This is a genomic window from Pandoraea sp. ISTKB, assembly GCF_001721285.1.
GTDB classification, from domain to species: Bacteria; Pseudomonadota; Gammaproteobacteria; order Burkholderiales; family Burkholderiaceae; genus Pandoraea; species Pandoraea capi.
The window spans coordinates 1-19,647 of the sequence record NZ_MAOS01000061.1 but is presented as its reverse complement, the minus strand read 5'-3'; the positions used below and the strand labels follow the sequence as shown (position 1 = coordinate 19,647).

Below are 19,647 nucleotides of genomic sequence, written 5' to 3'. Positions count from 1 at the left end.
CATTGCCAGGGGCCTCATTGCTGGGCGCTTTAGACGCCAGCCTTGGCGGCCGACTCGGCAACCTTCGCCTTCCAGCCAGCACGGATCTGCTTCAGGACATCTTCCGGCAGCGAGATGTAGTCGAGCTCTTGAGCCGTCTGGGCGCCGTTCTTGAACGACCAGTCGAAGAACTTGAGCACGTCGGCGCTTTGCGCTTCCTTGCCGGCATCAGCCTTCTGATGCACCAGCACGAACGTGGCAGCCACGATCGGCCACGAATCGGCACCCTTCTCGTTCGTCAGGATCTGGTAGAACGTCTTCGACCATTCAGCCTTGCCAGCGGCAGCGGCAAACGTCTTGGCGGTCGGCTCGACGGTCTTGCCGTCGGCGTTCGTCAGTGCCGTGTACGTCAGCTTGTTCTGCTTGGCGTAGGCCGATTCCACGTAGCCGATAGCGCCCGGCAGACGTTGCACGAAGGCAGCGACGCCGTCGTTACCCTTGCCGCCCGTACCCGTCGGCCAGTTGACCGTGGTGCCTTCGCCGACCTTGCTCTTCCACTCGGCGTTGACCTTCGACAGGTAGTTCGTGAACACGAAGCTGGTGCCCGAACCGTCGGCGCGGCGAACCACGGCGATGTCGGTGTCCGGCAGCTTGGCCTTCGGGTTCAGCTTGGCGATGGCCGGGTCGTTCCACTTCTTGATCTTGCCCAGGTAGATGTCGCCCAGCACTTCGCCCGACAGGACGAGTTCGCCAGCCTTCACGCCCGGCACGTTGATCACCGGCACGATGCCGCCAACCACCGTCGGGAACTGGAACAGGCCTTGCTTGGCGAGTTCTTCATCGGTCAGCGGAGCGTCCGAGCCGGCGAAATCGACGGTCTTGGCCTGGATCTGCTTGATGCCGCCCGACGAACCGATGCCTTGGTAGTTGACCTTGTTCTGGGTCGACTTCTGATAGGCGTCAGCCCACTTGGTGTAGATCGGTGCGGCGAACGTGCTGCCAGCGCCCGTAATCTCGCCCGCAATCGCGCCAGCGGCGAACAGAACGCCAGCCAGGCCGGCAATCGCAGTCTTCATCAGCTTCATGGATCTCTCCGAGTTGGTGTGGTACAGCGTGTGGATGGCTCGAAGAATAGATTCCGAATGTGACAGTAATGTGTCATTTTCGAAAGCTCACAACCGGAATGTCATGGAGTCGTCTCGGAATCGTCATATTGCATGCGAGTTACCGGACGAACCCGATTTTCAAAGAGATCCAGAATTGGCGCGGGTTTCGGAGTGATCCCAATGAAATCAGGGCGTTGGCAACCCTCAATTTCGGCCTGTGTCAGCGATGTGACAGTGACGAAACGGTGTCGGAAATCCACCGACGAAGCTCAGGCGGTTGTCACAAATGTGAACGCCTGGCGATGCCGATTACCATCGTGGGAGGGTTGTAGACAGGTACGTTGGGAGGGATGTGGCGACGTCTGGACAGACGTCGCCGGAGGGTACAACTCAGGCGCGCGCCTTACATCAGCATCACGCAGCCGCTTTGACGACGTTCGCCAGATGCTGTGCGAAGCCGGATGCCTGCGACTCGTCGCGCGCCTCCACCATCACGCGCAGCACCGGCTCGGTGCCCGACGCGCGAATCAGCACGCGGCCGGCATCGCCGAGCTTGGCCTCAATGGCCTCGCGCTCGGCGCTCAAACGCTTATCGGCCTGCCAATCGTAACCGGCCGGCGTGCGCACGTTGATCATGTGCTGCGGGAACAGACGCACCCCTTCGAGCAGCTTCGCGAGCGGCTTGTTGTCCGCGCGGCGAATGGCGGCGAGCACCTGAAGGGCCGAGACGATACCGTCTCCCGTGGTGTGCTTGTCTAGACAAAGAATGTGGCCGGACCCCTCGGCACCGATCTGCCAGCCGTGCTTGTACAACTGCTCCAGCACGTAGCGGTCGCCGACCTTGGCGCGCACGAACGGCACGCCCAATCCCTTGAGCGCGACTTCGACCGCCATATTGGTCATCAGCGTGCCCACGGCACCCGCTACGCCGCCATTGTCCAGACGGTCCTTGACCAGCAGATACAGCAGTTCGTCGCCGTTATAGAGACGGCCTGCGCCGTCCACGATCTGAAGGCGGTCGGCATCGCCGTCGAGCGCTACGCCGAGGTCGGCGTGGTTGGCCCGCACGGCGCGCATGAGTGCGTCCGGAGCGGTGGCGCCGCAGTCTTCATTGATGTTGAAGCCGTTGGGCTGATTGCCGATGGCAATGACTTCCGCACCCAGCTCGTGGAAGACGTGCGGCGCGATGTGGTACGCCGCGCCATTGGCGCAATCGACCACGATCTTCATGCCACGCAGGTCGAAGTCGTTCGGGAACGTGCTCTTGCAGAATTCGATGTAGCGACCCGCAGCGTCGTCCAGACGACGCGCCTTGCCGAGTTGCTCGGAACGCACGCAGGTCATCGGATTTTCAAGCTCGGCCTCGATCGCCAGTTCGGTCTGGTCCGGCAGTTTGTTACCGTCTGCCGAGAAGAATTTGATGCCGTTGTCGTGGTACGGATTGTGCGATGCGCTGATCACGACGCCTGCGGCCAGACGCAATGCCCGGGTCAGGTAGGCGACTGCCGGCGTCGGCATCGGCCCGGCCAGCATGGTGTCGACGCCTGCTGCCGCGAAACCGGCTTCCAGTGCGGCTTCGAGCATGTAACCCGAGACACGCGTGTCCTTGCCGATCAATACCGTGGGACGCCCCAGCGTCTGATTGCCTGCCAGCACACGTCCGGCCGCGTATCCCAGCCGCAGCACGAATTCCGGCGTAATGGGGCTCTCGCCTACCGTTCCGCGAATCCCATCGGTCCCAAAATAGCGTCGTTTCATCGTTGCATCGTTCCCAGTTGAAGCGTCGCGCCAGTTGACGTTCCGTGCGCGCGCATCCATTTATGCGTTCTTTGTCGTGCTTTGTGTGCCTCGTGCTGCCAAAGCAGCAGCCTTAGCCGTAGATCGGTGACGGACGTCTCAGTCGGCGTCCCGCACGGCCTGCCAGACCTTGAGCGCATCAACCGTCTCGGCGACGTCGTGCACCCGTACGATGGCCGCACCGCGCTGAGCGGCGCAGATCGCAGCCGCAACACTTGCCACCTGGCGCTCCTGCGGCGTCTGACGTCCCGTGATTTCGCCAAGCATGCGCTTTCGCGACATGCCAACGAGCAGCGGCAGTCCATCGCGCGACAGCACCCGCAGATGTTTGAGCAAGGCGAGATTATGAGCGAGATTCTTGCCAAAGCCGAATCCCGGATCGAGGTACAGACGCGACGGCGCAACACCTGCGGCGAGCAGCGCGTCTACACGACCATCGAGGAAGGCGGCGACTTCGGTGACGACGTCCGTATAGATCGGTGCGCGCTGCATCGTCTTCGGGTCGTTCAGCATGTGCATGATGCACAGGGCGGCGTCGCTCTCGCGCACGGCATCGATCGCGCCCGGCTGCTGGAAGCCCCAGATGTCGTTGATCATGTCGGCCCCGGCAGCCAGCACGGCGCGCATCACACCGGGCTTGTAGGTGTCGACGGAGAGCGGCACGCCGCAATCGCGCAGCGCTTCGACGATGGGGACGACGCGCTCCAGTTCAGCATCCTCCGGCAACGCTTCCGCGCCCGGGCGGGTCGATTCGCCGCCGATATCGAGAATGTCTGCGCCGTCGGCAATCAGTTGCTCGGCATGGCGCAGCGCCTCGTCACGCGCAACGTACTTCCCGCCGTCGGAAAACGAGTCGGGCGTCACATTCAGAATGCCCATGACGTGTACCCGGCGGGCATCCAGCGTAAAGCGGGGACCGAGCGCCCAGGTATCGGGCGGTGCGGCAACGTCGGCAGCGCCCGCCGGCAAGACGATGTCGTCTGCCGGTGCCGCGCCCGGGGTGGAAGGAGGAAGGGATTGCGACTGCTCGGTGGACATTCGAAAGCTCGTAGCTCAATAAGACCCATATGGCGGCCCGAACGGGCAAGCCAGTCCGGGCGCGACGCGTCCGCGGTGACGGACGCCTTTATGGCCGTAATGTTACCGGAATCGACTGTCACATCGACCACGGAAACACTCCGTAACACGGAAATTCACGGTCGTGAACGAGATGCATTGCAAGGCCTGAGCGCCGACTTTGAGCGTCCCGGTCGCGCCTCATCGCCCTGAAGCCCCGCCAGAAAGCAAAAAGGCCGGCAAGATGCCGGCCTTTCTGGGCGGCAGCCTCTCGGCTGCCTTGGCGTCCGTCAGACGGTCGCCGGGGTATTGCTGGGCTTGAGCGGCGGGTTGCCACCCGAAGCGCCGCCGTTCGTCGGGCCACCCTTCGGCGGGCGCGGCGGACGGTCTTCCATGATGTCGCCGATTTGCTCGCCGTCAATCGTTTCCCATTCCATCAGGGCTTCGGTCATCGACTCGACCTTCGAGCGGTTGTCTTCCAGCAGCTTCTTGGCCAGCGCGTACTGTTCGTCAAGAATACGGCGAACTTCCGTGTCGACCTTCTGTTGCGTCGCTTCCGACACCGACTTGGAAGACATGCGACCGAACATCGAATCCTGCTCCGTGTCGACGTAGACCATCGGGCCCAGTGCGTCCGACATACCGTAGCGGGTCACCATGTCACGAGCCAGCTTGGTAGCACGCTCGAAGTCGTTCGACGCGCCCGTCGACATCTTGTTGATGAACACCTCTTCCGCTGCACGGCCGCCGAACAGAATGGCGATCTGCGTGAGCATCGTGTCGCGGTATTCCGAGTACTTGTCGTGCTCCGGCAACTGCATCGTCAGGCCAAGTGCCCAACCACGCGGGATGATCGTCACCTTGTGCACCGGATCGGCGCCCGGCAGCAGCATTGCCACCACCGCGTGACCCGACTCGTGGTAAGCCGTGGCACGGCGCTCTTCGTCGCGCATCACTGCCGACTTGCGCTCCGGACCCATGAAGATCTTGTCCTTCGCGTCTTCGAAGTCGAGCATTTCGACGATGCGCTTGTTACGGCGCGCGGCGAACAATGCGGCTTCGTTCACGAGGTTCGCCAGATCGGCACCGGACATACCCGGCGTGCCGCGGGCGATCACCGAAGCGTCGACGTCGTTGGCGATCGGCACCTTACGCAGGTGCACCTTCAGGATCTGTTCGCGGCCGCGGATATCCGGCAGACCGACGTAGACCTGACGGTCGAAACGGCCCGGACGCAGCAGCGCCTTGTCGAGCACGTCCGAGCGGTTGGTCGCGGCAATCACGATCACGCCCGAGTTGGCTTCGAAACCGTCCATCTCGACCAGCATCTGGTTCAGCGTCTGCTCGCGCTCGTCGTTACCGCCGCCCATACCGGCGCCACGATGACGGCCGACCGCGTCGATTTCGTCGATGAACACGATACACGGCGACTGCTTCTTCGCGTTTTCGAACATGTCGCGCACACGGGCAGCGCCCACGCCGACGAACATTTCCACGAAGTCCGAACCCGAGATGCTGAAGAACGGAACCTTGGCTTCGCCGGCAATGGCACGTGCGAGCAGGGTCTTACCGGTTCCCGGCGGGCCGACGAGCAGCACACCACGGGGGATACGGCCGCCCAGCTTCTGGAATTTCTGAGGGTCTTTCAGGAAGTCGACCAGTTCGCCGACTTCATATTTGGCTTCATCGCAGCCCGCGACGTCGGCAAAGGTGACCGGATTGGCATTCTCGTCGATGAGGCGCGCGCGGGATTTACCGAAGGAGAAGGCACCGCCCTTACCCCCGCCCTGCATCTGTCGCATCATGTAGAACCAGAAGCCGATGATCAGCAACGTGGGTCCGAGATAGTAGAGGGCGGACATGAGCACGTTCGGTTCGTCGTCGGCCTTACCCGAGACCTGAACGCCGTACTTCATGAGATCGCCGACCATCCAGATGTCGCCAGGCGACACGATGGTGTATTTCTGGCCGTCGCTGGGCGTCACCTGAAGGCTGCGCCCCTGCACCACCACGTTCTTGATCTTGCCGTTCTTGGCATCGTCCATGAACTGGGAGTACGTCACGCCCTCCTGGACGTGCGGCTTGTCGAACTGTTTAAAAACAGTAAACAAGACCAGCGCGATGACTAACCACACCGCCGCTTTGGAAAACATATTATTGTTCAAAGCGTTGCTCCTTCATGAAATCGCTTCGCGCCAGGAATTCATTCTAATCCACTCGCAGGCGCACCGCTATAGTGATTCTCTACCGCCACCATAGCGCCAGTGCGCTGGTTTGACGGGCATCAAGCCGGATTTTTCAAACCCCGACCCAGAATGAACGTTTCGGAAGATTTGTCCCGCGACGCCTTTGGCTTGCGCGGCGCCACGGTTTTGAACTGGTGTTTGAATTTTTCGACAATCTGGCTATAGCCACTGCCGTGAAAACATTTGACCAGTAACGCTCCTTCCGGTTTCAGGTGTCGCTGTGCAAAATCCAGCGCCAGATCGCATAAATGCTCGATCCGCGCTGCATCGGCCGACGCCACACCGGACAAGTTGGGGGCCATATCGGAAACTACAAGGTCGACTTTGCGCCCGGCCACAATTTCTTCGAGCTGCTCGAGAACGCTGTCCTCCCGGAAGTCGCCCTGGAGGAAGTGGACGTCGGCTATCGGGTCCATCGGCAGGATATCCAGCGCGATAATCGTGCCGTCGATGCCGCCGTCGACACGCTTGCCCGCCGCCAGCTTGTTACGGGCGTACTGGCTCCAGCTACCGGGTGTCGAGCCCAGGTCGACGATCACCTGGCCGGGCTTGATGAGCCGGTCCTGCTCGTCGATCTCCTTGAGCTTATAGGCTGCGCGGGCCCGATAGCCCTCGCGCTGCGCCATTTTGACGTAGGGATCGTTGATGTGATCGTGCAACCACGCGTGGTTGAAACGGTTTTTTGCCATAATTCTTCAAAAACACTGCGAATTTGCAGGATAATACGCCCTTGCGCGCCCAAAATCCCTTAGTCGGCCGGCGATCGCTTCCGACGCTCCGGCCCGGGTTTGCGGGCGCATCCTAACTCGTTTGTCTCGTCTGTCTTCTATGCCCGCTTTGACCCTGACCCCGGCGCAACGCGCCGACTTGCGCTCTGCCGCCCATGCGCTGAATCCCGTCGTTCTGATCGGCGCCGACGGCTTGACGCCGGCGGTGCTCAAGGAAATCGACGGCGCCCTGAAGGCCCACGAACTGATCAAGGTGCGTGTGTTCGGCGACGAACGCGACGCGCGCGTGGCTATTTACGAATCCATCTGCGACCAGTTGGGCGCAGCGCCGGTGCAACACATCGGCAAGCTGCTCGTTCTGTATCGCGAGACGCCGGACGAAAAGCCGATGCCGGTTCGCGGCAAATCCGGCGGCACCGGCACCACGGTCAAGGGACGCGCACCGCGCACCGTGACGGTCGTCAAGAGCAGCACCAATGCCGGACGTCGCCCGACCGTCAAGAAAGTGACGGTTGCCGGCAACGAACGCATGACCGCCGGTGGCATCGTCAAGCGCGCCAAGAAGCGCCAGACCAGCGTCAAGCGCCAGCGTAACGACTAAACGCCTGCGCAACGACTGCGTCGCGAGCGGCGGATGTCACACCATCCGCCAGCGCTCAAGAAAACGCGCCCTGACATTGTCGGGCGCGTTTTTTATTGGTCGAGGCAACGGTGCGGGCAAATCACCTGCTGCCGCTATCCGCTACCGCCTGCGGCATTTAGCCGCGCACCGGCTGACGCCAGATCAGCGCAATGCCGAGCAGGCTTTGCAGCAGGTAGATACCGCTGGAAATGCCGTGAAGCATACCGAAGCGCGCCGCGTAAGCCGATTGGCCGATATCGACGCCCGACGCTTCCGCCTGTTCCCGCAGCGACGCCATGAACGGTTGCAAGCCGAACGAGCTGATCAGCACGCAGACCATCATCGCCACCGCCAGCCAGCGCAGCACGCGATAGCTACGAGCGACCGAGGCATCGGCCGAGCGCGAAATCAGCGCCGTCGCCAGCCACACCAGCAGCACGCCACACACCAGACTGATCCAGGCTTGCGTGTGAAACAACCGCCCCGCGACCGTGCCGGCAACCATGCGTGACTCCAGCACGGCGAACAGCGTGGGGGCAACGATGTAGCCGATCGCCCACTGACTTCCGCACCAGACGGTCGCAATCAGACGGAACAGTCGTTCCAGCCGGGGCACACCGCCGACAGACGTCACTTCAGACGTAGCGGACATCGATGATCTCGTACTCACGCACGCCGCTCGGGGCCTGCACTTCGGCCACATCGCCTGCGTACTTACCGATCAATGCACGGGCGATCGGCGAGCTCACCGAAATCTTGCCGTGCTCCAGGTCAGCTTCGTCGTCGCCGACGATCTGATACTGCACCGTGCCGCCGTTCTCGAGGTCTTCGAGTTCCACGGTTGCGGCAAAGACCACACGACCTTCGGCGTCGAGCGCCGACGGGTCGATGATCTGTGCTGCCGAGAGCTTCGACTCGAGATCGAGGATGCGACCTTCGATGAAACCCTGCTTTTCCTTCGCGGCGTCGTACTCCGCGTTTTCCGACAGATCGCCCTGCGCACGGGCTTCAGCAATCGCAGTGATCACGTTCGGACGTTCGACGGTCTTCAGGCGGTGCAGCTCGTCCTTGAGCAGCTCAGCGCCTCGCTTGGTCAGAGGAATGGTACTCATGCGCGTTGTTCCGAAAGACAAAAAAATTGCCGCAGCTAAGCCGCATTCGCACTTTTTGCGAACGCCGCTCGACCGCGGCTGTGACACCTATGTTGCGCTAGTGTAGCAGAGTTGCCGACGCTGCCAACCGGAGGACCGGCCGCGCGGCGCCATGCCACAGACGAAGCGCATTTCACACATGCTTAAAGCATTTGGCGCGTCCGACGGAGATCAGTTCCCCGGCGGACGCGCCATGATTTTGCGTTTTCCCCCGGAGCCGCCGTAACAGCCGGCCGCTCCGGGCGTACCGCATCAATCTACCGTCGAATTCATCGAGTTCGTTGAATTACGCCGGCAGTTGAGCGTGCAGTCCCTGAAGGTCATAAACCTCGAGGTTTTGCAGATACTTCAGGCCTTCCACGGCGGCACGGGCACCCGAGATCGTCGTGTAATACGTGACCTTATGCGCCTGCGCCGACATACGGATCGAGCGCGAATCGGCGATCGCCGTGCGCGTTTCGTCCACGGTGGTGAACACCAGCGCGATCTCGCCGTTCTTGATCATGTCGACAATGTGCGGACGGCCGTCCTTCACCTTGTTGACCACGCGCACCGGGATACCGGCCGCTTCGATGGCCGCAGCCGTGCCACGCGTCGCGACGATCGGGTAACCCAGCGCATGCAGCATGCGAGCCACTTCGACCGCGCGCGGCTTGTCGGCATCCTTCACCGTGAGCAGCACCGTGCCCGAAGCCGGCAGACGCGAACCGGCAGCCAGTTGCGACTTGAAGAGCGCTTCGCCGAACGTACGGCCCACGCCCATCACTTCGCCCGTCGAACGCATTTCCGGTCCGAGCACCGGGTCGACGCCCGGGAACTTCACGAACGGGAACACGGCTTCCTTGACGCTGTAGTACGGCGGCACGACTTCACCACCCACGCCTTGCGACGTGAGCGACTGGCCGGCCATCGCACGGGCGGCGATCTTGGCGAGCTGGCGCCCCGTGGCCTTCGAGACGTACGGCACCGTACGCGACGCACGCGGGTTCACTTCCAGCACGTAGATCGTGTCGACACCGTTGCCCTGCTGAATCGCGAACTGCACGTTCATCAGACCGACCACGTTCAGCGCCTTGGCCATTTCGGCCGTCTGACGCTTGAGTTCGGCAATCGTCTCAGCCGACAGCGAGTACGGCGGCAGCGAGCAAGCCGAGTCACCCGAGTGGACGCCTGCCTGTTCGATGTGCTCCATCACGCCGCCGATGTAGACGTCCTTGCCGTCAGAAATACAGTCGACGTCGCACTCGATGGCGTCGTCCAGGAAGCGGTCGAGCAGCACCGGGCTGTCGTGGCTCACCTTGACGGCTTCGCGCATGTAGCGCTCGAGATCACGCGGCTCGTGAACGATTTCCATCGCACGACCGCCCAGCACGTACGACGGACGCACCACCAGCGGGTAACCGATTTCGGCAGCCAGCTTCAGGGCTTCGTCTTCGGCACGGGCCGTACGGTTAGGCGGCTGACGCAGACCGAGGTCCTGCAGCAGCTTCTGGAAACGCTCGCGGTCTTCTGCGGCGTCGATCATGTCCGGGCTCGTGCCGATGATGGGCACGCCGTTCGCTTCGAGGTCGAGCGCGAGCTTCAGCGGCGTCTGACCGCCGTATTGCACGATCACGCCAACCGGCTTTTCGAGGTCGACGATTTCGAGCACGTCTTCGAGCGTCACCGGCTCGAAGTACAGGCGATCCGACGTGTCGTAGTCCGTCGAGACGGTTTCCGGGTTGCAGTTGACCATGATGGTCTCGTACCCGTCTTCACGCAGCGCCAGCGCCGCGTGCACGCAGCAGTAGTCGAACTCGATACCCTGACCGATACGGTTCGGGCCGCCGCCGAGCACGATGATCTTCTTCTTGTCGGTCGGCTGGGCTTCGCACTCTTCCTCGTAGGTCGAGTACATGTAAGCCGTGTTCGTCGAGAATTCGGCAGCGCAGGTATCCACGCGCTTGTAGACCGGGCGCACCTTCTGGGCGATACGTGCGCGGCGCACGGCGGTCTGATCGGTACCGAGCAGCTTGGCCAGACGGCGATCCGAGAAACCGCTTTGCTTGAGGAAGCGGAGTTCTTCGGTCGTCAGGCTCTCCAGCGTACGGCCGCCGAGCGCCTTTTCCTTCTTGACGATCGCTTCGAGCTGCGCGAGGAACCACGGATCGATGGCGGTCTCGGCATACACCTCTTCCAGGCTCATGCCCAGACGGAACGCGTCGCCCACGTACCAAATACGGTCCGGGCCCGGCTCGCCAATTTCGGCCACGATTTCGTCGCGGTCGGTCGACTTTTCGTCCAGACCGTCCACACCGACTTCCAGACCGCGCATGGCCTTCTGGAACGATTCCTGGAACGTGCGGCCCATGGCCATCACTTCACCGACCGACTTCATCTGCGTGGTCAGGCGTGCATCGGCTTCGCGGAACTTCTCGAACGCGAAACGCGGCACCTTGGTCACGACGTAGTCGATGGTCGGCTCGAACGAAGCCGGGGTAGCGCCACCGGTGATTTCGTTACGCAGCTCGTCGAGCGTGTAGCCGACGGCCAGCTTGGCCGCGACCTTCGCGATCGGGAAGCCGGTGGCCTTCGAGGCCAGTGCCGACGAGCGCGACACACGCGGGTTCATTTCGATGACGACCATGCGGCCGTCCTTCGGATTGATCGAGAACTGGACGTTCGAGCCGCCCGTTTCCACACCGATTTCGCGCAGGACGGCGAGCGATGCGTTACGCAGCAGCTGGTATTCCTTGTCCGTGAGCGTCTGTGCGGGCGCCACGGTGATCGAGTCGCCCGTGTGCACGCCCATCGGGTCGAGGTTTTCGATCGAGCAGACGATGATGCAGTTATCGGCGCGGTCGCGCACGACTTCCATCTCGAATTCCTTCCAGCCGAGCAGCGACTCTTCGATGAGGAGTTCGCGCGTGGGCGAGAGGTCGAGACCGCGCTTGCAGATCTCTTCGAATTCTTCGCGGTTGTAGGCGATACCACCGCCCGAGCCGCCCAGCGTGAACGACGGGCGGATCACCATCGGGTAACCGCTGCCGCCGATATCGGCCATGATCTGCGCCTGCACGGCGAGCGCTTCTTCCATCGAGTGGGCGATACCCGACTTGGCCGAACCGAGACCGATCTTGGTCATCGCGTCCTTGAACTTCTGACGGTCTTCGGCCTTGTCGATGGCTTCCGGCGATGCGCCGATCAGCTCGACCTTGTACTTGTCGAGCACGCCGTGACGGTGCAGGTCCAGCGCGCAGTTCAGCGCGGTCTGGCCGCCCATCGTCGGGAGAATGGCATCCGGGCGCTCCTTGGCGATGATGCGCTCGACGACTTCCCAGGTAATCGGCTCGATGTAGGTCACATCGGCCGTATCCGGGTCGGTCATGATCGTGGCAGGGTTGCTGTTGATCAGGATGACCTTGTAGCCTTCCTCGCGCAGCGCCTTGCAGGCCTGTGCGCCGGAATAGTCGAACTCGCATGCCTGACCGATGATGATCGGGCCGGCGCCGATGATGAGGATGCTCTTGATGTCTGTGCGCTTTGGCATAACGTTCTCAACAAAAATTTAACTCAGCGTCGCGGTCGCGAGCTTCACACCGAAGCCGACGAACAACGCGCCCACGCCGCCGGTTGCCCCGGCGCTCAACCGGCGACGTTGCCGGAAGTGCTCGGCCAGGCGGTAACCGGCCAGGATCAGCGTGCTCAGATACAGGAAACTGCACGTCTGCACGATCACGCCCAGCACCGCAAACGACACGGCGGGATAGGCGTAGCCCGGATCGACGAACTGGATGAAAAACGACACGCAGAACAGGATCGCTTTCGGATTCAACAGGCTGATGAACAACGCTCGTTTGAACGGGTGATCCGCATCGACGTGCTTCGGCGCCAGCGCCGCCGCCTCCGGATTGGCTCGCGCGGCGCGCGCGTTGGCGATGGCCCCGCGCAGCATGTTCAGGCCCATCCAGCAGAGATAGGCAGCGCCGAGGTACTTCACCACGAAGAACAGCGCCGGCTGCGCGTGCAGCAACGACGCCACACCGGCCGCCGACAGCGTCATGAGGATGGTGTCGCCGAGGAACACGCCGCATGCGCCTGCATACCCCTGACGAACACCGCGCTGTGCGGCAACGGCCAGCACGTAGAGCGAGTTCGGTCCCGGCAGCAGAATGACCACCACGACCCCGGCCAGATAGGTCCAGAGGTTGAGGATGCCGATGGAGTTTCCGAGCATGATGCGCGTTCCCTTACCTATTTCCTGATCTCGTCGTGCGACGGCTTACGCCGGCTGCTTCGCGTCGGCCATCGACTGCACGAAGCGGTCGAACAGATAGCCGATGTCGTGCGGGCCGGGCGACGCTTCCGGGTGACCCTGGAAGCAGAATGCCGGACGGTCCGTCAGTTCGAAGCCTTGCAGCGTGCCGTCGAACAGCGAGACGTGCGAGACGCGCGCGTTTTCCGGCAGGCTGTTCGCGTCCACCGCGAAACCGTGGTTCTGCGACGTGATCACGACGCGGCCCGTCGAGAGGTCCTTCACCGGGTGGTTGGCACCGTGGTGACCGGTCTTCATCTTGAGGGTCTTCGCGCCGACGGCCAGGCCCATGATCTGGTGGCCGAGGCAGATGCCGAAGGTCGGAATGCGGCGCTCGAGGAAAGTCTTCGTCGCGGCGATGGCGTAATCGCACGGCTCGGGGTCGCCGGGGCCGTTCGAGAGGAACACGCCGTCCGGGTTCAGGGCGAACACGTCGTCGGCCGAGCTTTGGGCGGGCAGCACCGTGACCTTGCAGCCGCGTTCGGCGAGCATGCGCAGGATGTTGCGCTTGACGCCGTAGTCGAGCGCGACCACGTGGAACTTCGGATCCTTCTGCTCACCGTAGCCTTCGCCCAGACGCCATTCCGTCTGCGTCCACGAATAAGTTTCCGTGGTGGAGACGACCTTGGCGAGGTCCATGCCGGTGAGGCCGGGGAACGATTGCGCGAGCGCGATGGCCTTGGCTTCGTCGGCTTCTTCACCGGCGAGGATGCAGCCGTTCTGGGCGCCCTTGTCACGCAGGATTCGGGTCAGACGGCGCGTGTCGATGCCGGCGATGGCGACAACGCCTTCGTCCTTCAGGTACTGCGACAGCGTCTTGTCGGCGCGGAAATTCGAGTCGAGGATCGGCAGATCCTTGATGATCAGGCCGGCGGCATGGACTTTCGTGGCTTCGACGTCTTCACCGTTGACGCCCGTGTTGCCGATGTGCGGATACGTCAGCGTGACGATCTGGCGCGCATAGCTCGGGTCGGTGAGGATTTCCTGATAGCCGGTAATGGCCGTGTTGAAGACCACTTCACCGATGGTGTGACCGGCAGCGCCGATGGCGTACCCACGAAAGACCGTGCCGTCAGCGAGCGCGAGAATGGCGGGTGGGAATGACGGCAGCACGGGAAACTCCTGAAGGGTTCACCCCTGCTGCCAGCCTCATCGTCCGCTAGCGATGACATCAGCGCGGGCACCGGAATTGCGCGGAATATGCGCACAGCGGATGCTCGGGCGGCGGACGAGATGTCAGGCGGGTAGGCGCTAGGGTGAGGGTTAAATGACTAAAACCTTCAAAGTATAGCGCATTTCCGGTTCATCTCAAAGCTGAACGTGTGGGGCACCAGTACGCTCTGCGTTCTCCCGAAGGGGAAGCCCGCCGGCAGACGGATACGCAGAGGGGATAGGGAAGTGAATGCCCGCCCGCTGGGCCGCCAGCACGATATGGCGCTCCATCGCGGCACCTGCGGCGGCACCGTCGCGGCGGCGCAGGGCGTCGAGGATCTCCAGATGTTCATGATAGGTGGAAAGCACCAGCTCACGCTGATAGAACGGCAGGCGCTGGCTCTCCATCACGATTTCCGTGCTGCCGCGCAGAATGTCGGCGATCGCCGCATTCCCGGCCAGACCCACGATGCGCAGATGGAACGCGAAGTCGAGCTGGGCGGCGGCATCGACATCGCCCTCGACCAGTGCGGCCCTCATCGATTCCACGTTATCCGTGAGCCACTCGATCTCGGTGGCGCTGGCGGCGAGCGCGGCGAGCCGGGTCGCGAAGCCTTCGAGCGCGTAGCGCAACTGATACGTATCGGCGAGCGAAATCTGATCGGCGAAGCGCCATGCCACGCCGATGCGCGCCGATGCGTCGTTCACATAGACGCCCTTGCCGGGCCGGATGGCGACCATGCCGAGCGCTTCGAGCGTCGACAGGGCTTCACGCAGCGAGGCGCGGCTGATTGCCAGTTCCTCGGCGAGCTGGCGTTGCGAGGGCAGCATCGCGCCGGCCGGATAGACCTGACGTTCGATGCGCTCGCGAATCGTGGCGACGGCGGCGTCGGTTACGGCATGCGCCGAGTGCTTCATGGGGCCTCACAGGGAATGCGGGTATGCGTATCGCGCATTGTACGACGCCAAATTTCTCCTCACGCGAAGCCACCGTCATCCGCCGGGAAAGTCCCATGACATGGGGCACCGGCCGAGGCCCATAACCCTGCCCGTCACGCTCATCACGCCCGTAAGGCCGTCGGTCACGCGCCCCCCCCTCCTTTGCCTCCGTACTCCTTAAACCGCCCTCACCCGATGAGCATGATGCTCGGGATGATCGCCGAGCAGACGGCGTACCACGCCGTTGGTCCAGCCGAAGCCGTCCTGCAGCGGGTACTCCCCGCCCCCACCGCCGCTGGCGCTCATGGCGTCGCTGGTGTGAAGCGAGTACTTTTCCACCAGCTTGCTCTCGCGGGCGTAGAGCGAGCCGACGGTAGAGAGCCACCGATGGGCGATGTCGTTCGCCAGACGGTTCTCGCCGTACTTGCGCAGGCCATGAATGGCGATCCACTGCAACGGCGCCCAGCCGTTGGGCGGATCCCATTGCTGAAGACTGGACGCCTCAGTCGTACGCAGTCCACCGGCGGCCAGCAGACGCGTCGCTATCGTGCTCGCCGAGCGATGCGCCTGCTCGGGCGACGCGAGCCCCACGAACAACGGCGCGGCCAGCGCCGCCGACAACTGCGTACGCGGCACGCCGAGTCCCCAGTCGTAATCGAGAAAAGCGCCCTCGGCATCGGACCAGAGGTAACGGGTCATGGCATCGCGCCGGGCCTGCGCGCGCTTCGCAAACGCCTGCGCCCCATCCGCATCGCCACCGGCTTCGCATAGCCGGGCGATATGGCGCTCGGTGGCATAGAGAAAGCTGTTCAGGTCGACGGGCAGGATGGCGGTCGTACGGATCGACGACAGGTCGCTCGCGTCTTCGAGCCATCGCGAGCTGAAGTCCCAGCCGGACGCCGCGCCCGCACGCAAATCCCGATAGACCTCGCCCGCAGCACGGTGCGGCGCATCGAGCGCCGTCGTCACGTCTTCCAGATACCCTTCCTCTCGCGGGGTATCGCGCTCGTCCCAATAGCGGTTGAGGAGCGCGCCGTCAGGCAATCGCACGAGATGGCGGTGAGCCTCGCCGGGCCTGAGCGACGCCTCACCCTCCATCCAGTAGTCGTACTCACGACGTAAATGCGGCAGATAGCGCAGCGCGCGCGCCACGCCATGCGATTCGAAAAGCTCGACCATCAACCCGTACATCGGCGGCTGCGATCGGCTCAGGTAATAGGTGCGGTTACCGTTCGGAATATGGCCGTAGGTGTCGATCAGAAAAGAGAAGTTGTCGGCCATGCTCACGAGCAGATCATGGCGCCCGCTACGGGCCAGCCCGAGCATCGTGAAGTACGAATCCCAGTAATAGAGTTCGTGAAAGCGTCCGCCGGGCACCACATAGGCGCGCGGCAGCGGCAACAGCGAGCTATCGGCCGGATGCGCCTCCGGCTGGCGCGTGAGCACGTCCCACAGCCCATCGATATGCTCGACGAGCCCTTGCGACGGGTCGGCCACGTAGTGGCTTGGCGGCGTACGCTCCAGCGTGAAATACGACGCCACGAATCGCGACAGATCGAAGCCGGGTTTGCCGGCATCTTCACGATAGCGGCGCAGGATCTCCTCCGGAGCGAGCAGCGGCGCGCAATCCACGAACGTCTTGCTGTCGGGAAAGACACGTTGCGACTGCACTGCGACGAACAGTTCGCGATAACGATCATCCGGAGTCATGACGTCGGCGGGCGCCGAGTGCGCGACGTCGGGCGTCATACCGCCGGAGGCGAGTGTGCGTTGCGCCGTGTCCCTCATGATCATTGCTCCGCGTAGTTCCACAGCAGGCCGCCATCGACGAACAGCGTCGTTCCCGTCACATAGCTCGCTTCCGGCGACGCGAGGAACAGCACGGCATTGGCGACTTCACTGGGATCGGCGAGGCGTGCGAGCGGGATATTCGCGACGAGCGCATCGAGTTGAGCCTTGTTCGCCAGCAGTTGCTGATTGATCGGCGTGCCCACGGCCCCGGGTGCGACGTTATTCACCGTAATGCCGAGCGGCGCGAGTTCGATGGCGAGATTGCGCATCATCATCTTCATGCCGCCTTTGCTCGCGCAGTAGCTCGTGAAATGGGGGAACGGCAACTCCTCGTGTACCGAACTGACGTTCACGATCCGGCCGCCGCGCTTCGTATCGCGCAGGTGTTGCACGAAGGCTTGCGTGAGAAAGAACGCCCCTTTCAGATTGACGTTCATGACCAGATCGTAATCGGCCTCCGTCACATCGAGAAATGATGCACGGCGCTCCACACCCGCGTTATTGACGAGCACATCGACGCGCCCCATTTGCGCGACCGCCTGCTCGACGACCGCGCGGTCATCGGCCACACGCCCGACATCTCCGGCGATGACACAACCGTCGCTGCCGGCGGACCGAACGGCGTCGAGCGTCTGTTCGGCCATCGCGTTATCGAGCCGGTCTTCCACCACGATGCGCGCCCCCTCCTGCGCGAGACGGATGGCAATGGCGCGTCCGATTCCCTGAGCACTGCCGGTGACAAGTACCACCGTGTCCTTCATTCGCATGACGCCTCCCTGATGAACAAGCATTGGCGGATTCGGGGGCCCTGGCCGGTGCCACACCGCCCATTTCCGCGCGCAGTTCGGCGGTCATGTCGATGCGCGCCACAAGACACCCAATGCCAATGCGACCCCGGGCAGGAAAGCGAAGTTCACACGAATTGCAGCGGATTCACCTAGTAAAACAAGGACTTCCGCACGAATCCCCCGAAGCTCGCGGGACATGACGACGGATCTCGTCACCCTAGGGATTCCCCTCAAAAGACAAATCTTGACCGGACTATATTGGCTTTCTAATATTCCCCATAACATCACTGGTCAGACCGGTATGACTTGTCCGCATACACTGTCCGATATGGGTGTTGGCAACCGAATGCCGTTGCCTTGCAAGGTCGCAGTTCCGCCGTACCGCCGTACAGAATCAGCCCCCGAGAGCAGTCCATTCGATTTAGAGATCGCGAAATCCGAGAGAGTGATTTGCGCAGGCAGAGGAGACAAACCATGCCCAAGCTGTTTCGTTCGTTGTTTGGCCGAGTCGTCATTGCGTTGATAGTGGGTGTAGCGCTTGGCATTTGGTTTCCGCAGTTGGGAGAGTCATTGCGTCCGTTGGGCGATGGCTTTCTGAAGCTCATCAAGATGGTGATCGGCCCGATCGTCTTCTGTGTGGTCGTGAGCGGTATGGCCAGCGCGGGCGATCTGCGCAAAGTTGGCCGTGTGGGTATCAAGGCCATTCTGTACTTCGAGATCATCACCACCTTCGCGCTGGTGATTGGTGCCGTGCTGGCGTGGGTGACGCGCCCGGGTGCGGGCATGAACATCGACATCCGCAGTCTCGACGCCAGTTCCATGGCGGCTTATGCCGAGAACGCCAAGAGCCTGAAAGACACGGCGGGCTTCCTGCTGAAGATCATTCCCGACACCATTACCGATGCGTTCGCCAAGGGCGACATCCTGCAAATTCTCGTGTTCTCCGTCATGTTCGGATGCGCGTTGGCGGCGTTGGGTGAGCGGGGGCGGCCGGTAGCGCGTTTCATCGAAGACCTGAGTCACGTCTTCTTCCGCGTGATGGCCTTCATCATCCGTCTCGCACCGTTGGGCGTGCTGGGTGCTGTGGCATTCACCACGGGCAAATACGGTGCGTCGTCGCTCAAACAACTGGGCTTGCTGGTCCTCGTGTTCTATCTGAGCTGCTTCGTCTTCGTTACCGTCGTGCTGGGTGGCGTGCTGCGGCTCGCGGGCTTCAACATCTTCAAGTTCATCAAATACTTCCGCGAAGAATTGTCGATCGTGCTGGGTACGGCGTCGTCCGACGCCGTGTTGCCCGCGATCATGCGCAAGCTGGAGTGGATGGGGATCAAAAAATCGACGGTCGGCCTCGTCGTACCGACGGGCTACTCCTTCAACCTCGATGGTTTCTCCATCTATCTGACGCTGGCGGTCATCTTCATTGCGCAGGCGACCAATACCCCGTTGTCCATGCATGACCTGATCCTTGTGGTGCTCGTCTCGCTGCTGACGTCCAAGGGTGCGCACGGCATTCCGGGATCGGCCATCGTCATTCTCGCGGCGACGCTCGCGGCCATTCCGGCCATCCCGGTGATCGGTCTCGTCCTGATTCTGCCGGTCGACTGGTTCGTCGGGATCGCGCGGGCCATCACCAACCTGCTGGGTAACTGCGTGGCGACGCTCGTCGTGGCCGCATGGGAAAAAGATGTCGACTTTGCCCGAGCGCACAAAGTGCTCAACGGTGTGCTGCCGTACGAACCGGTCGCGACATCCGACGAAGCTATCGAAGGTGCGGCACCTGCCAATGCGGCACTGACGCGCTGAATCGCAAAACAGAGAGGATCACTAGAGGAATCGTGATCCTCGTGGCACAAACAAGCCTTTTCAGCCGACGCCGCGTATGACGGCGTCGGCGCCTTTATCTGGAGTCAAACGCAACATGGCCCTCGCCCCGCAAGACCCGAACGCACCGGAATTCGTGCGCCGTTACGTCAACCTGGCAGATCCGCGTCTGGGTGC

Annotated in this window: 15 protein-coding genes; 2 read left to right on the top strand and 13 right to left on the bottom strand. The window is 62.4% G+C overall.

Going from position 1 to position 19,647, the window contains the following annotated elements; all coding sequences use genetic code 11:
* Positions 1-29: 29 nt before the first annotated feature.
* The 5 genes from pstS to A9762_RS21830 form a co-directional block, all read right to left on the bottom strand.
* Positions 30-1,064, bottom strand: a complete 1,035-nt coding sequence (pstS, locus tag A9762_RS21850) for a phosphate ABC transporter substrate-binding protein PstS (RefSeq protein ID WP_039397154.1) — start codon at positions 1,062-1,064, stop codon at positions 30-32.
* Between the two features lie 435 nt (positions 1,065-1,499).
* Positions 1,500-2,843, bottom strand: coding sequence for a phosphoglucosamine mutase (gene glmM, locus A9762_RS21845; protein ID WP_069344236.1), 1,344 nt, complete (start codon positions 2,841-2,843; stop codon positions 1,500-1,502).
* Between the two features lie 138 nt (positions 2,844-2,981).
* On the bottom strand, positions 2,982-3,761 hold the full coding sequence (gene folP, locus A9762_RS21840; RefSeq protein ID WP_240493677.1) for a dihydropteroate synthase: 780 nt from the start codon (positions 3,759-3,761) through the stop codon (positions 2,982-2,984).
* A gap of 467 nt (positions 3,762-4,228) precedes the next feature.
* Complete coding sequence (gene ftsH / locus A9762_RS21835; protein ID WP_069344101.1) at positions 4,229-6,103, bottom strand: ATP-dependent zinc metalloprotease FtsH; 1,875 nt, start codon at positions 6,101-6,103, stop codon at positions 4,229-4,231.
* A gap of 119 nt (positions 6,104-6,222) precedes the next feature.
* Positions 6,223-6,873, bottom strand: a complete 651-nt coding sequence (locus A9762_RS21830) for an RlmE family RNA methyltransferase (RefSeq protein WP_069344100.1) — start codon at positions 6,871-6,873, stop codon at positions 6,223-6,225.
* A gap of 139 nt (positions 6,874-7,012) precedes the next feature.
* Here A9762_RS21830 and yhbY point away from each other — a divergent pair, with 139 nt between their 5' ends.
* Positions 7,013-7,513, top strand: a complete 501-nt coding sequence (gene yhbY, locus A9762_RS21825; RefSeq protein ID WP_069344099.1) for a ribosome assembly RNA-binding protein YhbY — start codon at positions 7,013-7,015, stop codon at positions 7,511-7,513.
* Between the two features lie 157 nt (positions 7,514-7,670).
* On the opposite strand, the gene A9762_RS21820 is transcribed toward yhbY, so the two are convergent.
* From A9762_RS21820 to A9762_RS21785, 8 genes are all read right to left on the bottom strand, one after another.
* Positions 7,671-8,186, bottom strand: coding sequence for a DUF4149 domain-containing protein (locus A9762_RS21820; protein WP_069344098.1), 516 nt, complete (start codon positions 8,184-8,186; stop codon positions 7,671-7,673).
* A complete protein-coding gene (greA, locus tag A9762_RS21815) occupies positions 8,170-8,646 on the bottom strand; it encodes a transcription elongation factor GreA (protein ID WP_069344097.1) in 477 nt (158 codons plus the stop codon). Before greA ends, A9762_RS21820 begins: the two co-directional genes overlap by 17 nt.
* A 325-nt stretch (positions 8,647-8,971) precedes the next feature.
* Positions 8,972-12,214 carry a carbamoyl-phosphate synthase large subunit gene (gene carB, locus A9762_RS21810; RefSeq protein WP_069344096.1) on the bottom strand — a complete coding sequence of 1,081 codons (3,243 nt, stop codon included), beginning with the start codon at positions 12,212-12,214 and terminating at the stop codon, positions 8,972-8,974.
* Between the two features lie 18 nt (positions 12,215-12,232).
* The gene (gene leuE, locus A9762_RS21805; protein WP_069344095.1) at positions 12,233-12,901 is read right to left on the bottom strand and encodes a leucine efflux protein LeuE; all 669 of its coding nucleotides are present in this window, start codon (positions 12,899-12,901) and stop codon (positions 12,233-12,235) included.
* A 45-nt stretch (positions 12,902-12,946) separates the two neighbouring features.
* Positions 12,947-14,092: a glutamine-hydrolyzing carbamoyl-phosphate synthase small subunit gene (gene carA, locus A9762_RS21800; RefSeq protein WP_069344094.1), complete on the bottom strand. Its 1,146-nt coding sequence runs from the start codon at positions 14,090-14,092 to the stop codon at positions 12,947-12,949.
* A gap of 195 nt (positions 14,093-14,287) precedes the next feature.
* Complete coding sequence (locus tag A9762_RS21795) at positions 14,288-15,049, bottom strand: FadR/GntR family transcriptional regulator (RefSeq protein WP_069344093.1); 762 nt, start codon at positions 15,047-15,049, stop codon at positions 14,288-14,290.
* 198 nt (positions 15,050-15,247) lie between these two features.
* Positions 15,248-16,858, bottom strand: coding sequence for an alpha,alpha-trehalase TreF (treF, locus tag A9762_RS21790; protein ID WP_371443160.1), 1,611 nt, complete (start codon positions 16,856-16,858; stop codon positions 15,248-15,250).
* A gap of 2 nt (positions 16,859-16,860) precedes the next feature.
* Complete coding sequence (locus A9762_RS21785; protein WP_069344092.1) at positions 16,861-17,628, bottom strand: SDR family NAD(P)-dependent oxidoreductase; 768 nt, start codon at positions 17,626-17,628, stop codon at positions 16,861-16,863.
* Positions 17,629-18,123: 495 nt separating this feature from the next.
* On the opposite strand from A9762_RS21785, the gene A9762_RS21780 reads away from it, so the two are divergent.
* Positions 18,124-19,452 (top strand): C4-dicarboxylate transporter DctA, encoded by a 1,329-nt coding sequence (locus tag A9762_RS21780; protein ID WP_069344091.1) that lies wholly within the window; start codon positions 18,124-18,126, stop codon positions 19,450-19,452.
* The last annotated feature ends 195 nt before the right edge of the window (positions 19,453-19,647 follow it).

Coding starts and splice junctions, on each gene's coding strand:
- pstS (WP_039397154.1), bottom strand. CDS start 1,064: ATGAAGCTGATGAAGACTGCGATTGCCGGCCTGGCTGGCGTTCTGTTC.
- glmM (WP_069344236.1), bottom strand. CDS start 2,843: ATGAAACGACGCTATTTTGGGACCGATGGGATTCGCGGAACGGTAGGC.
- folP (WP_240493677.1), bottom strand. CDS start 3,761: ATGGGCATTCTGAATGTGACGCCCGACTCGTTTTCCGACGGCGGGAAG.
- A9762_RS21830 (WP_069344100.1), bottom strand. CDS start 6,873: ATGGCAAAAAACCGTTTCAACCACGCGTGGTTGCACGATCACATCAAC.
- yhbY (WP_069344099.1), top strand. CDS start 7,013: ATGCCCGCTTTGACCCTGACCCCGGCGCAACGCGCCGACTTGCGCTCT.
- A9762_RS21820 (WP_069344098.1), bottom strand. CDS start 8,186: ATGTCCGCTACGTCTGAAGTGACGTCTGTCGGCGGTGTGCCCCGGCTG.
- greA (WP_069344097.1), bottom strand. CDS start 8,646: ATGAGTACCATTCCTCTGACCAAGCGAGGCGCTGAGCTGCTCAAGGAC.
- carB (WP_069344096.1), bottom strand. CDS start 12,214: ATGCCAAAGCGCACAGACATCAAGAGCATCCTCATCATCGGCGCCGGC.
- leuE (WP_069344095.1), bottom strand. CDS start 12,901: ATGCTCGGAAACTCCATCGGCATCCTCAACCTCTGGACCTATCTGGCC.
- A9762_RS21795 (WP_069344093.1), bottom strand. CDS start 15,049: ATGAAGCACTCGGCGCATGCCGTAACCGACGCCGCCGTCGCCACGATT.
- treF (WP_371443160.1), bottom strand. CDS start 16,858: ATGAGGGACACGGCGCAACGCACACTCGCCTCCGGCGGTATGACGCCC.
- A9762_RS21785 (WP_069344092.1), bottom strand. CDS start 17,628: ATGCGAATGAAGGACACGGTGGTACTTGTCACCGGCAGTGCTCAGGGA.
- A9762_RS21780 (WP_069344091.1), top strand. CDS start 18,124: ATGCCCAAGCTGTTTCGTTCGTTGTTTGGCCGAGTCGTCATTGCGTTG.